Source organism: Chryseobacterium sp. MP_3.2, assembly GCF_035984805.1.
GTDB lineage: Bacteria > Bacteroidota > Bacteroidia > Flavobacteriales > Weeksellaceae > Kaistella.
In genome coordinates this window covers 23879-37180 of the sequence record NZ_JAXCHW010000007.1, presented here as the reverse complement: position 1 = coordinate 37180, position 13302 = coordinate 23879, and the positions used below count along the sequence as shown (strand labels likewise).

The following is a 13302-nucleotide window of genomic DNA, read 5'->3' as shown; positions in this document are numbered from 1 at the left end:
AATTAGGAAAATATAAAGCTGCGACATATTTCTTTCTTATTACCTGGAAAAAATAGTAGGGGATTTATCAATGTAAAAGATTGCGGAAAAATAGAGTAGCGATTACTCACAGATGCTCATATCATATTTTCTTCCGTCAGTATTAAACATTTTTCCAGCAAAACCCCCGAAATTTTCCCTTTTCAGAACGTATTTCGCGGTTAAGATTCTATTGGAATATTCATTAAGCTGTAAGTCACTTTTCATATAAATTCCAGAAAGTTAATATAATTTGTTCTGTCTTTTTATTGTAATAAAAATTTCCAATAATCGCTGTGGAGTTCCTTTCAAATGTTAAATTAAAAGGGGCATCTAATTTCCTATTTCATTTGTAAAAGAACTTATAGGATTCACAACTGGCTTTATAATTTTGGTCTTGGTCCCTCTGAGAAGTTTTTGGATTTCCAGGCATAAATTAAACCACCCATTGCGGTGATTAAGGTAGCAATAGCCGTGCTGGTCACTGCCAGAGATGTTTTATCACCTTTGTTGTCAGTTGGCATTGGTGTAGTTTTTATTACTATAGAATTAATAAAAAAAATAAAAAAAAAGCACCTTAAAAAAGGCACTTTCAATATCGTAGTATAAAATTTATTTCGAAATTTCTCTTCCAATAACTAATCGTTGGATCTCTGAAGTTCCTTCTCCAATCGTACACAATTTAGAATCTCTATAATATTTTTCTGCAGGGAAATCTTTCGTGTAACCATATCCACCGAAAATCTGTACTGCATTATTTGCGATTCTAACACAAGCTTCGGAAGCGTATAATTTCGCCATCGCACCTTCTTTGGTTAAAGGTTTTTTAGCATTTTTCAAGTTAGAAGCTCTTTGAATCAATAATTCTGAAGCATCAATTTCTGTAGCCATATCTGCAAGCATAAAGTTAATTGCTTGGAACTGATTAATGGCTTTTCCGAATTGATGTCTTTCTTTGGAATATTTTAAAGCTGCTTTATAAGCTCCTCTTGCAATCCCTAAACTTAGCGCTGCGATGGAAATTCTACCGCCATCTAAAATTTTCATGGCTTGTTTAAATCCAGAACCAACTTCGCCTAAACGATTTGCATCTGGAACTCTAACGCTGTCAAAAATTAATTCTGCAGTTTCAGAAGCTCTCATTCCTAACTTATTTTCTTTTTTACCTGACGTAAAACCAGCCATTCCTTTTTCTAAAACGAAAGCGGTTGAGTTGTTTTTCGCTCCTTTTTCTCCAGTTCTAGTCATCACCACAGCAATGTCACCTGAAATAGCGTGGGTAATGAAATTTTTCGCTCCAGTAATAATCCAGTCATCACCGTCTTTTACTGCGGTAGTACTCATTCCGCCAGAATCTGATCCTGTATTGTGTTCCGTTAATCCCCATGCTCCCAAAACTTTACCTGAAGCAAGTTGTGGCAACCATTGTTTTCTTTGTTCCTCTGTACCAAATTCATAAATATGATTGGTGCACAATGAATTGTGTGCTGCTAATGACAATCCAATGGAAGGATCCACCTGAGAGATTTCGTCAAGTATTGTTACATATTCATGATAGCCTAAGCCAGATCCGCCATATTCTTCTGGAATGACGATTCCCATAAACCCCATTTCTCCTAATTGATGAAATAGTTCTACTGGAAAAGTTTGACTTTCATCCCAGTCCATAATATGAGGTCTAATATTTTTTTCCGCAAAATCACGTGCAGTTTCTGCGATCATTTCAAGGTTTTGTGTAGTGTCCGAATTCATAAAATTTATTTGTGCCCAAATATAATTAAAATGAATAAGTATAAATAATTTTTGCAATTTAAAATTTAAATGAACTCCATGTAATTCAAAATTTTTAGCTGTCTTGTTTTCGCATACAGTTAATTGGTATGCTACAAATTACCTACATTAGCGAACTCAAAAAAATCTCATGAAAAAAATTCTTTTTCTTTTATTTGTACTTCCTTGTTTCGCATTTGCTCAAATACCCGCTGATTATTATTCTGGTACATCAACACTATCAGGCTATACCTTAAAATCCAAATTGCATGATATTATTTCCACTAAAACTATCAATTGGCATTATGGTGATTTAATTGCATTTTATGGGACCACTGACTTAGATCGTTATTATGATCATGACGCAACCAATACTAATTTTTTATTGGATATGTATTCTGAAATTCCGAGTGGAGTTGATGCTTATGAATACACGGTAGCTAATTCCATTGGGTCCGCAAATGCTGAAGGGCAAGGTTGGAACCGCGAACACGTAATGCCACAAAGTACGTTCGACAGTAATTATCCAATGTATTCTGATTTATATTTCGTAATTCCTACGGATGCCAGAATCAATCAGTTAAGAAGTAATTACCCCTACGGAAAGGCTGGAACTACTAATTACTACACCTTCACCAACAGTTCTAAAATTAGCAATAATGCTACTGCAAATTCTGGTTATACGGGGCGTGTTTATGAACCTATTGATGAATTTAAAGGTGATATTGCCCGTAGTTTGCTTTACTTCTCAGTACGGTACGAAGGTAAATTAGCAAGTTTTAATTTTTACAATGGAACTTCTGCTGCCAATGATAGAAGTCCATTAGATGGGACAGAAGAAAAGGCGTTTGAAGATTGGTATATTGCATTATTGCTTCAGTGGCATAACCAAGATCCTGTTTCTCAGCGTGAAATAGACAGAAATAATTCAGTTTATTCGCTTCAAAAAAACAGAAATCCATTTGTAGATTATCCAGAATGGGTTAACTCTATTTGGAATCAAACTATTTCCACTGTAATTCCGAATTCACCTTTAAACTTAATAGAATCGCAAAACTCAGCCTATTTTGTGAAATTGAACTGGTCACCTTCTACACAATCAGATGTTTTGGGGTACAGGATTTATCAAAATGGAGTTTTGGTGGCAACTTCTAAGGGGCCTGAAACAATTATTGATCATCTTGATCCTGCATCTACTTACAATTTTACCGTAAGATCTTTTAATACGGGATATTTAGAATCAACTGACAGCAATGTACTTACTGTTAGTACAGCTTCTACTGATATTTATGCAAAGGATTTAATGATCACCAAATACTTAGAAGGCTCTGGAAATAACAAAGCTCTTGAAATCACCAATAAGACTGGTCATGCTATAGATTTAAATAAATATCGATTAAGTATTCAGTTCAATGGGAATAATGCATATTATTTTCCAAAACCTTTTGAAATGGAGGGAATTGTGCAGAACGATGAAACTTTTGTCGTACTGAATCCTACCGCAAATTTTTCTTGCATCACAAATGAAGAGGCAAAATTTGTAACCGCCGCACCGCAGATGACGTACACAGGAAGCCAATATATTGAGTTGCGCTATAATTTTAGTACAGTTGATGCCATTGGAACAAGAGATATCAATAATTTTGATGTTTTAGGAAATGTTTCGCTTTACCGTTTAAACTCTGTAAACCAACCAACCACAACTTTTTCGCTTTCTGAGTGGAAAGTAAATCCTGCCGATTATTGTGAAGATTTAGGCGTTTTGGCTACAAGCAATACTACGGTAAATTCTGCACCAAAGTGGACAATTTATCCAAATCCGATCGTTGAGAATACCTTATTTGTTAAAGGTAAAAATTTAGATAGAATGCAAACTGCTTCAATTAATGATATCAGTGGTAGAATGATTCAGCAGAAAAGTAATCCTTTTAAAAATACCAATAGTATAGATGTTTCGACACTAAAATCTGGCGTTTATCTTCTTCGGATCGGAAATGAATCAATGAAATTCATCAAGAATTAGAACTAATTTATTTATCAATGTAAAACCTCATCTGAATTATTTTTATTAAAGATGAGGTTTTCATTTTAAATACAATTTCATGCGATCTGCGTATTCTGGTTTCGTTTTAAGTAATTTCCAAATCTTTTTATCTTCATCATTTGTAAGTCGATAGTAGATAATGCGATCTGCAGAATATTTGAAATACGGATGATTTTTCAACCAATCTTCAGGTGCGTCTACCAAAGTGTATTTTGTGACGGTTGAAATATCCAATGGAGCAATCAGTACTAGTTTTTGCGCTAATTCTTTATCAATTTCGTAGGTGTCCACAAGTTGTTGTTTGGTCATAAATCCGCCCAATTTTTTTCTAAAACCTAAAATCATGGCTGCACTTTTTCCATCAAATCCAAATTCCGAGAGTTGCTTGTAGGTAATTTTATTCAAATCAACTTTTGAAAAATCGGTCTCTGTTTCTTGGGAACTTCCTTTGCTTTCTTGAATATAATTTGAATTAGATTTTGGTGTTGTGTTGCTTTGTAAATTTTCTGGAATTAAGGTGATAAAGGGTTTTAGCTCAGCAAATTTTTCTGCCGATATTACAAAGCAGCGCTCTAATTCCTCTAAAGATTTAAAACTGCCTTTCAAATTACGATCTCTGTAATTGATAATGACTTGCGCCTGCTTTTCGGAAAAACCTAACAATTTCCAGCCATTTAAATCGGTAGTATTCGGGTCGAAATTCTGATATTTTATAATGTTTTTATCTGCTTTTGCGGAAGAATAAGAATTGTATTTTTTATCTGATTCTGGCGCTGTCTGTGGCAAAAGTAAAAACGGTTCCATTTTTCTGTACTGTTCTTCACTAATAATAAAACATGCCTTAAATTTCTCTTTGCTTTGAAAACTTCCACCTAAATAATTTTTATATTTCAAAATAGATTGCGCTTGTCTTTCTGTAAAACCCATACTTTCAAAATCACCGGCACTTAAATGATCTGGATTAAATTTGCCGGAAATTTTTAAGATTTTTTTCGTGGTATAATTTGATTTGCGATAACTGCTATTGTTGTAATTGTTACTTGCAAATCTTTGTTGAAGGTAAGAATTTTTTTGCGCAGCTTCGTCCGGAAGCAAAATGAAACTTTCTATTTCTGAAAACTTTTCGCTGGAAATAGCGTAGCACTTTTTGAGTTGCGCTTTAGAAGTAAATTCCCCACCAACAATATCTTTATATTTTAAGATGGTAGATATATTATTAGGTGCGAAACCTAATTGTTTCCAGCCTTCTTCATCTAAGGCATTTGGATTAAAAGGTTTTAGAAAAATTAGCTCAGCTTTTACAAAGTCTATTTGCTCGGAGCTGGGCGAATTTTGGGAGGGAATTTTTAAATTGAGGTAATAGAATGTGGAGAATAAAACCAGTCCAGAAGTAGCGAATCCGAAGAAATAGTGCTTGGCTGCGGAAAGATGTAATTGAAAGAGTTTCATGGCTATTTTTTTACAAAAATAGATTGAGATAGTACGTAATGAATAAGTTGATTAACGGTAATTTAGAGTTTAATACACCTTTTTTTAACCCGTTTAAAAACCTTTTTATTCGGGTTTTTCCACCAATGATTCTTTAAGTTTTAACAGCTCTGCTTTTACAAATTCCAGGCGGTCAATCATAGTCACGGTTTCAGATATTTTATTATTTGTGGTTAAAGCAATCCTGGCTCCGTCCAAAGTATACCCTTTCTCTTTGACCAAATGGTATATAATTTTTAGATTTTTTATATCATCTGGCGTGAAATAACGGTTTCCTTTTTTATTCTTTTTGGGCTTGATGATCGGGAATTCCTGTTCCCAATAACGAATTAAAGATGCATTCACGTCAAAAGCTTTTGCCACTTCGCCGATAGAATAATAAAGTTTGTCTGGTAGGTTGATTTTCATGTTTTAAATCGAATTCTCAAAGATAATTATTTTTAATACTTTTCTTCAATTTGTACATTGCAAGTTCAAAATATTCAAATGAAAAAGTTTCGGGGAATTTCCAATTTAGGATTTCTATTAATTTTAACGGCCTGTACAACTCAAAATAAAAAAGAGATGGAGTTATATCAAAATGAACCAATATTAGTTTCAAACCAGTTTAGTTTTACGGAAGGACCTTCTTCTGACAAAAAGGGTAATATCTATTTTACAGATCAACCCAATGATCGCATTTTATTTTTGGGATTGGAAAACGGGTGAGATTAATTTGTTCATGGAAAGCACGGGACGAGCCAACGGAACTTACTTCGACCGCCAAAATTATCTGATCACGGCCTCTGACTTAAATGGCGAAATCTGGAAAATAGATGAGGATAAAAATATCCAGATTTTATCCAAAGGTTTTGAAGGAAATAGATTCAATGGTCCGAATGACTTATGGGTAGATGATTTTGGTGGAATTTACTTCACAGATCCATTATATGAAAGAGATTATTGGGAAATTGATAAAAAAGGAATTGCTGATAGAAATCTTTATTACAGAAATATAAATGGAAAAGTAACGAAGCTGGAAACTTTTATTCAGCCCAACGGGATTATAGGAAGCGTAACTTTAAAAAAACTGTTCGTGTCCGATTTTGGTGCGAACAAAACTTTTGTTTATGATATTCTGGGTGCAGGTAAATTATCCGAAAAGAAATTATTCTGCGAAATCGGCTCTGATGGAATGACTCTGGACAGAGAAGGAAATGTGTATCTCACTGGAAATGGTGTGACGATTTATAATAAAAAAGGTGAAAAACTCAGTAATATCCTAGTTCCGGAAGAATGGACTGCCAACGTAACTTTTGGAGGAGAAAACAATTCGACTCTTTTCATAACCGCTTCAAAATCTGTTTTTACATTAGAGATGAATGTTTCTGGTACACGGTGAATAAACCTAGAATCTAATTTCCTTTGTATTTCTCTTCAAATCGAAATTAATTTAAAAAATTCCATTTTTTAATAGGCAACTTCAATTTTCAGTTTTTTATTTTTCAACCTCTCGTTTGCCAGTTTTTTCAAGAGCTCAACCACTTTTTGCCGATTCACAGCAACATAAGAAGTGTTGTCTTTTACTTCAATCAAGCCAATATCATCTTTTTCCAGGCCGCCTTTTTTAATGAGAAAACCTACAATGTCAACTTTATTGACTTTATCTTTTTTCCCGGCGCTAATATAAATTGTGGAGAATGGTGTTCTGGCTGGAATTTTATAGGTTTCTATTAAACTTTCTGTTGGAATATTACTTTTAATAAACGGTAAATTTTCATCTTCCGTCATAATTAAATAGACAGATCCTTTTGCATTCATTCTTGCAGTTCTTCCGTTTCTGTGGATAAATGCATCTTCTTTTGGGGGCAATTGATAATGCACAATGGATTCAACTTCGGCGATGTCTAAACCTCTGGAAGCTAAATCAGTAGTAATTAGAATTCGGGAAGAATCATTTCTGAATTTCAGCAATGCACGCTCTCGTTCATCTTGTTCCATACCGCCATGAAAAGTTTCCCGAGACATTCCTTTTTCTCTTAAAAGTTCTGAAATCCGATCCACTGCATCTCGGTGATTGCAGAAAATTAAAGTTCTTTTATTTCCAATTTTACAAAGAAGATTGAAAAGGGTGTCTAATTTTTCTTCCGAAGTCGTCATTACTTTACGCAATTGCAGATCAGGTTTAGATTCCAAAACTTTCAAATAATCCACAGTTTTTGCCTCGTTTAAACCTGTGAATTTGGGAATTTCATGCATTGCTGTAGCGGAAGTTAATATTCTTTGCGACAGATTTTCCATCTCTTCTATAATCAAACTGATATCATTATGAAATCCAAATTCTAAGGATTTATCAAATTCATCAAGCACCAAAGTTTTAATGGTAGAAGGGTCGAAATTTTCATTCTTAAGATGATACGCTATTCTTCCCGGAGTTCCGATTAAAACAGCAGGTGACTCTATCAAATTATTCACTTCCGTTTTTTTATCGTGTCCACCGTAACAAACGCTTACTTTGTAGGCTGTTCCCATGCTCTTAAAAACCTGCTCAATTTGTAAAGCCAACTCTCGAGAAGGAACCAAAACCATGGCCTGAATTCCAGTTTCGTTTACCTTTAAATTTCTCAATACAGGAAAGAGAAATGCAAGGGTTTTTCCAGATCCTGTAGGAGATAAAAGAATAAGATCTTTTTCGTTTTCCGATGATTTGTAGGCTGATTTTTGCATTTGATTCATATCTTGAATCTGCAAATTTTGATAGAGTGACTGTAATTCCATTTTGCAAAGTTAATGCAATGCTATTGTATCGGCCTTTAAATAAATGAAAAATATGAGATTTATTTGGATTAGACTTATTTTATTCAATATAAAATAGTATTTTTGCACCACTTTTTGTGGGAGTATTTGGCAAGGTTAAACCATTACTAATTAACATCTTCCGTATTTTTTGAAAGCCACATTAAGCCATATTTCAAAAAAGAAGGAATACAAATTATTTATTTTATGTCAGAAACGACAGACAAAGCAGAGGTTCTTTTGAACCAAAACGTAGCTCCAGAACAATTTGATTGGGATTCTTTTGAATCTGGTCTTGATGCTGATGCTAGACAAGAAAAAAGCGACTTAGAAGAAATCTACAACGGTTCTCTAAGCAATCTTCAAGACAATGACGTACTTATTGGTAGAGTTGTAAGACTTACAGATAAAGAAGCAATTGTAGACATCAACTTTAAATCAGAAGGAGTTATTTCTCTTAATGAATTCCGTTACAATCAGGGTCTTGCTGTAGGTGATGAGGTAGAAGTAATGGTGGACAGAAGAGAAGACAAATCTGGTCAGTTACAATTATCTCACAAAAAAGCGAGAACGCTTAAAGCTTGGGATAGAGTAAACGAACTTCATGACACTGGCGAAATCGTAAACGGTTTTGTAAAATCAAGAACAAAAGGAGGTATGATCGTAGATATCCACGGTATCGAAGCATTCTTACCAGGTTCTCAGATCGACGTGAAGCCTATTAAAGATTACGATCAATTCGTAGGAAAAACAATGGAATTCAAAGTTGTGAAAATCAACCCAGAATTTAAAAACGTTGTAGTTTCTCACAAAGCATTGATTGAAGCAGATCTTGAAGGTCAGAAAAAAGAGATCATTGGTCAATTAGAAAAAGGACAAGTATTAGAAGGTACAGTTAAAAATATTACTTCTTACGGGGTATTCGTAGATTTAGGAGGTGTTGATGGATTAATCCACATTACTGATTTATCTTGGAGCAGAGTTAATCATCCATCAGAAATCTTGGAAGACGGACAAACTGTAAAAGTTGTAATCCTGGACTTTGATGATGAGAAAACAAGAATCCAATTAGGAATGAAGCAATTAGAAGCTCATCCTTGGGATGCTCTTTCTGCAGATATGAAAGTAGGAGACAGAGTGAAAGGTAGAGTAGTAGTTCTTGCAGACTATGGTGCATTTGTAGAAGTAGCTCCAGGTGTAGAAGGATTAATTCACGTTTCAGAAATGTCTTGGTCAACTCACTTAAGAAGTGCAGGTGATTTCGTAAAAGTAGGAGATGAAGTAGAAGCAGAAGTGTTAACATTAGACAGAGAAGATCGTAAGATTTCTTTGGGTATGAAACAATTGAAGCAAGATCCTTGGTCTAACATCGAAGCTAAATACCCAGTAAGCTCTACGCATACAGGTACGGTAAGAAACTTTACCAACTTTGGAGTTTTTGTTGAGTTGGAGGAAGGGATTGATGGATTAATCTACATCTCAGATCTATCTTGGACGAAAAAAATCAAACACCCTTCAGAATTCTGTGCAGTAGGTGATAAATTAGAAGTAATCGTTTTAGAGTTAGATACAGCTGCAAGAAGATTATCTCTAGGTCACAAACAATTACTAGACAATCCTTGGGATAAGTTTGAAACTAAGTATGCTGAAGGTTCAGTACATGAAGGTAAAGCAACTGAAGTTTTTGACAAAGGAGCTCAGATTCAGTTTGAAGACGCAGAAGTTGAAGCATTCTGTCCATCAAGATTATTAGAGAAGGAAGACGGATCTAAAATCAAAAAAGGAGACGACGCACAATTCAAAGTAATCGAATTCAACAAAGAATTTAAAAGAGTAGTAGTTTCTCATACAGGAATCTTCAGAGACGAAGAAAAGAAAAATGTAAGAGAGCAATCTTCTAATCAATCATCTAACAAATCAACTGGTTCTTCTAACAATGAAGAAAAATCAACGCTTGGTGACTTAGACGTATTAGCAGAATTGAAAAAGAAAATGGAAGGGAACTAATCCTTTAATTTTCAATTAATATTGAGGTGAGCCATCGTGAGATGGCTCACCTTTTTTTTTATAAATTTAGATAAAACTTCTACGTGTCAAATTTGGTTAAAATTGAAATGTTAAATCACACCGTTTTTCTAAAATTAAGACTTAAAAATTAATTGGTAATTATAAAATAAACTTGGTAGATTCCTACTACTATGCGCTACGCCATAGTTCCATTAAATTAAAAAACGAATATGTATGTTATTCGTTTTTTCCATGTAAAAATGGCAATAAATCTATATTTTTTTTATAAATTCGGTGCCAGTTAATTAAATATATATGAAAAACAGAAATTTACCTTTGAAAATTGCGGCGGTTTGCCTGATGTTTTCTTTTGGTAATGTGAATGCCCAGGATTTTAAATCCATTATTCAAGGCCACATGTCCAAAGAGAATACATTTCTAAAGCCGAACCTCAATCAATTTGAAATTATTAATCAGGATTTCTCAAAATCGATGAATTCTGAAGTAGTGAAAATTCAGCAATCTTATAATGGAATTCCGGTTTACAACGCAGTTGGAACTGCCATGATCAAAGATTCTAAAGTTGGATATTTTAATGACACCTTTGCGAAAAATTATTCCACCGCTACACAGCCAAGTAGCGCAAGAAGTTCAAAAGCGATTTTTGACAATGTTGCACAAAGTGTTGGTTTAAAAAATAGCGCGTCTTATCAACTTCTAAATATTACAGATTCAGATAAAGATGGTGTTGCTTTTGCAAAAACCAGAATGATTTATTTCTTGACGAGCAATAATGACCTTAAACTGTGTCATGAATTCATTTTCGAGGAAAAAGGCACCTCTAACTATTGGGACATTCTTGCAGATGCTGCTACAGGTGAAATATTAAGCAAAGAAAATTTAACCCTTTCTTGTAGTTTTAAACATGATGCCTATTCTCATGATTATTCAGCGCATACTCCTGAAGGTTTTGCAGAAGATTTTGATAAAGCTCCAACTGTGGCTTTTGCACCAGATGCGGCGTCTTACAGAGTTTTTGCTTTGCCTTTAGAAAGCCCTAGCCACGGCGGTAGATCACTTGTTACCAATCCTTGGTTTACAGATGCTTCTCCAGAAGGATGGCATTCTATCTTAGGCGGAACATTTGTGGGTAATTACACCAATACGAGAGGAAATAACGTAATGGCTTACGAAGATTCTGGGAATTTAAATGCTCCTGGAGCCTATGCAGAAGGTGGAGCAAGTAGAAATTTTGATTTTCCTTTTGTTACTAATAATACTGCGGGAAATCTAAATGCAGCAACAACTAATTTATTCTACATCAACAATAAAATCCACGATGTTTTTTATCGCTTAGGCTTTACTGAAACTGCTAGAAATTTTCAATCTTGGAATTTCGGAAAAGGAGGTGCTCAAAATGATTACGTGCAAGCTGAATCTCAAGATGGAGGTGGTAGAAACAATGCCAATTTCTCTACCCCTTTAGATGGATCAAGACCAAGAATGCAAATGTATCTTTGGGATGCTAATGTAATTGAAAGAGTTTTCTATAACGCGCCTACAGAAGCTGTTGGTAGAGTTGTAGAAAGTTTTATTTCCACTACTTTCGGTCCAGCTTTAGATGCGACTGGAGTTACAGGAGATGTTAAAATTGCAGCGGTTGTTGATGCTTGTTCTCCACTACCGGCGGGCTCACTTGCAGGAAAAATTGGCTTAATCGCCAGAGGAACTTGTGAGTTTCAAGCCAAAGTGCAAGCTGCACAGGATGCAGGTGCAATTGGTGCAATTATTTACAATTTACCCTCATCTGCTCCAACAGCAGGAATGGCTGGAGTAAACGCAAATATTACGATCCCTTCCGTACTTATTAATAGTTCAGAGGGAATTTACATGCAATCACTCTTAAATCAACCCACTAATGTGAATATAACCCTGAGATTTGATCCCAATGAACAAGCAACCAGAGATGGAAGTTTTGATAATGGAATTGTAGTTCATGAATATGGCCATGGAATTTCTAACAGAAACACAGGTAATGGAGCAAGTTGTCTGTCTTCTGCAATTTCAAAAGAACAAATGGGTGAAGGTTGGTCAGATTTCTTCGCCTTGATGCTAACTAATCAACCAAATGCCACGGCTGCAGTTTCGAGAGGAATTGGAACGTTCGCAACCTCCGAGCCTTTAACTGGCGTAGGTATTCGTCCGGCATTATACTCTCCAAATTTCAACATCAATGGATATACTTTTACAGACACCAATGGAATGGAGTTTCTTAATGCAAGTGGAGTAATGCAAACTGATGTACATTCAATTGGATTTGTTTGGGCTACAATGCTTTGGGATTTACATTGGAAATATGTAGAAAAATATGGATACTCTTCAGATGTTGCGGCTAATGCTACAAACGGAAGTACCAGAGTTTTACAAAATGTTATGAACGGTCTTAAATTACAGCCTTGCTACCCTAACTTTGTAGAAGGTAGAGATGCAATCTTAGCTGCAGAAGCTGCTAATGTATTGAGTAACGGTGCAGATAAATGTATGATCTGGAATGCTTTTGCAAAAAGAGGATTAGGCGTTGGCGCTTCTGGTGGTGTTAAAAATAACATTAATGATCAAGTAGAAAGCTATGATGTTCCTGCTGAATGTTTGTTAGCTACGAGTGATGTTTCTGCCAACAAAGCAATGACCATTTATCCAAATCCAGCGAAAAATGAGTTTTACTTGAAATCTGCGGATAATATCTTAGGAAAAGTAAATGTAGAAATCTTTGATGCAACTGGTAAATTAGTTTCCAGCCAAAAAATGGCTATATCTGAAGCTGTAAATTCATCTTCACTAATTAATGGTGTTTATGTTGTTAAAGTAACAGGAATGGGAGTTCAGTACTCTTCTAAATTAATGATTAAAAAATAATCTTTAATTATAATTTTTTAACCGTCTTGAGTAATCAAGGCGGTTTTTTTTGGGTCTAATATTTTCTATTGAAACCATTGTATTTATTTTAGTAGAAGGTTAATCGACGGATAGCTTAATTATCCAATATTTTAGAAACTTTTTTTCTAAAGCTAAAGAATGAAACAGGTTCCTTTTCATTCAATGGTGAGAGCGTCTCCATATCTTCAACCGCTAATTAGTTTCACCATTTAAACTCCAGGCTAAAGATTTTGCTCGTAAACAACGCGTACCTCCACTTCAGC

General features: G+C 34.8%; 9 protein-coding genes. 4 read left to right on the top strand and 5 right to left on the bottom strand.

Annotated features, from left to right (window positions below; all coding sequences use genetic code 11):
• Positions 1–401: 401 nt before the first annotated feature.
• Both RCH13_RS09920 and RCH13_RS09915 read right to left on the bottom strand, forming a co-directional pair.
• Entirely contained in the window at positions 402–542 is a 141-nt protein-coding gene (locus RCH13_RS09920) for a hypothetical protein (RefSeq protein WP_326987089.1), read from the bottom strand.
• A gap of 88 nt (positions 543–630) precedes the next feature.
• Positions 631–1770, bottom strand: coding sequence for an acyl-CoA dehydrogenase family protein (locus RCH13_RS09915; RefSeq protein WP_326987088.1), 1140 nt, complete (start codon positions 1768–1770; stop codon positions 631–633).
• 169 nt (positions 1771–1939) lie between these two features.
• Here RCH13_RS09915 and RCH13_RS09910 point away from each other — a divergent pair, with 169 nt between their 5' ends.
• Positions 1940–3811 carry an endonuclease gene (locus RCH13_RS09910; protein ID WP_326987087.1) on the top strand — a complete coding sequence of 624 codons (1872 nt, stop codon included), beginning with the start codon at positions 1940–1942 and terminating at the stop codon, positions 3809–3811.
• Between the two features lie 60 nt (positions 3812–3871).
• Here RCH13_RS09910 and RCH13_RS09905 read toward each other — a convergent pair whose 3' ends face one another.
• Positions 3872–5281: a helix-hairpin-helix domain-containing protein gene (locus RCH13_RS09905; protein WP_326987086.1), complete on the bottom strand. Its 1410-nt coding sequence runs from the start codon at positions 5279–5281 to the stop codon at positions 3872–3874.
• Positions 5282–5386: 105 nt separating this feature from the next.
• A complete protein-coding gene (locus tag RCH13_RS09900; protein WP_326987085.1) occupies positions 5387–5728 on the bottom strand; it encodes a MerR family transcriptional regulator in 342 nt (113 codons plus the stop codon).
• 262 nt (positions 5729–5990) lie between these two features.
• On the opposite strand from RCH13_RS09900, the gene RCH13_RS09895 reads away from it, so the two are divergent.
• Positions 5991–6701: an SMP-30/gluconolactonase/LRE family protein gene (locus tag RCH13_RS09895; protein WP_326987084.1), complete on the top strand. Its 711-nt coding sequence runs from the start codon at positions 5991–5993 to the stop codon at positions 6699–6701.
• A 68-nt stretch (positions 6702–6769) separates the two neighbouring features.
• Here RCH13_RS09895 and RCH13_RS09890 read toward each other — a convergent pair whose 3' ends face one another.
• Positions 6770–8077 (bottom strand): DEAD/DEAH box helicase, encoded by a 1308-nt coding sequence (locus RCH13_RS09890; RefSeq protein WP_326987083.1) that lies wholly within the window; start codon positions 8075–8077, stop codon positions 6770–6772.
• Between the two features lie 225 nt (positions 8078–8302).
• Here RCH13_RS09890 and rpsA point away from each other — a divergent pair, with 225 nt between their 5' ends.
• Positions 8303–10102 carry a 30S ribosomal protein S1 gene (gene rpsA / locus RCH13_RS09885; RefSeq protein ID WP_326987082.1) on the top strand — a complete coding sequence of 600 codons (1800 nt, stop codon included), beginning with the start codon at positions 8303–8305 and terminating at the stop codon, positions 10100–10102.
• 315 nt (positions 10103–10417) lie between these two features.
• The gene (locus RCH13_RS09880; RefSeq protein ID WP_326987081.1) at positions 10418–13018 is read left to right on the top strand and encodes a T9SS-dependent M36 family metallopeptidase; all 2601 of its coding nucleotides are present in this window, start codon (positions 10418–10420) and stop codon (positions 13016–13018) included.
• Positions 13019–13302 lie beyond the last annotated feature (284 nt).

Bases quoted from the DNA above. Each gene is read 5' to 3' on its own strand.
- RCH13_RS09895 (WP_326987084.1), top strand. From the start codon at position 5,991: ATGATCGCATTTTATTTTTGGGATTGGAAAACGGGTGAGATTAATTTG.
- RCH13_RS09905 (WP_326987086.1), bottom strand. From the start codon at position 5,281: ATGAAACTCTTTCAATTACATCTTTCCGCAGCCAAGCACTATTTCTTC.
- RCH13_RS09900 (WP_326987085.1), bottom strand. From the start codon at position 5,728: ATGAAAATCAACCTACCAGACAAACTTTATTATTCTATCGGCGAAGTG.
- RCH13_RS09880 (WP_326987081.1), top strand. From the start codon at position 10,418: ATGAAAAACAGAAATTTACCTTTGAAAATTGCGGCGGTTTGCCTGATG.
- RCH13_RS09910 (WP_326987087.1), top strand. From the start codon at position 1,940: ATGAAAAAAATTCTTTTTCTTTTATTTGTACTTCCTTGTTTCGCATTT.
- RCH13_RS09915 (WP_326987088.1), bottom strand. From the start codon at position 1,770: ATGAATTCGGACACTACACAAAACCTTGAAATGATCGCAGAAACTGCA.
- RCH13_RS09920 (WP_326987089.1), bottom strand. From the start codon at position 542: ATGCCAACTGACAACAAAGGTGATAAAACATCTCTGGCAGTGACCAGC.
- rpsA (WP_326987082.1), top strand. From the start codon at position 8,303: ATGTCAGAAACGACAGACAAAGCAGAGGTTCTTTTGAACCAAAACGTA.
- RCH13_RS09890 (WP_326987083.1), bottom strand. From the start codon at position 8,077: ATGGAATTACAGTCACTCTATCAAAATTTGCAGATTCAAGATATGAAT.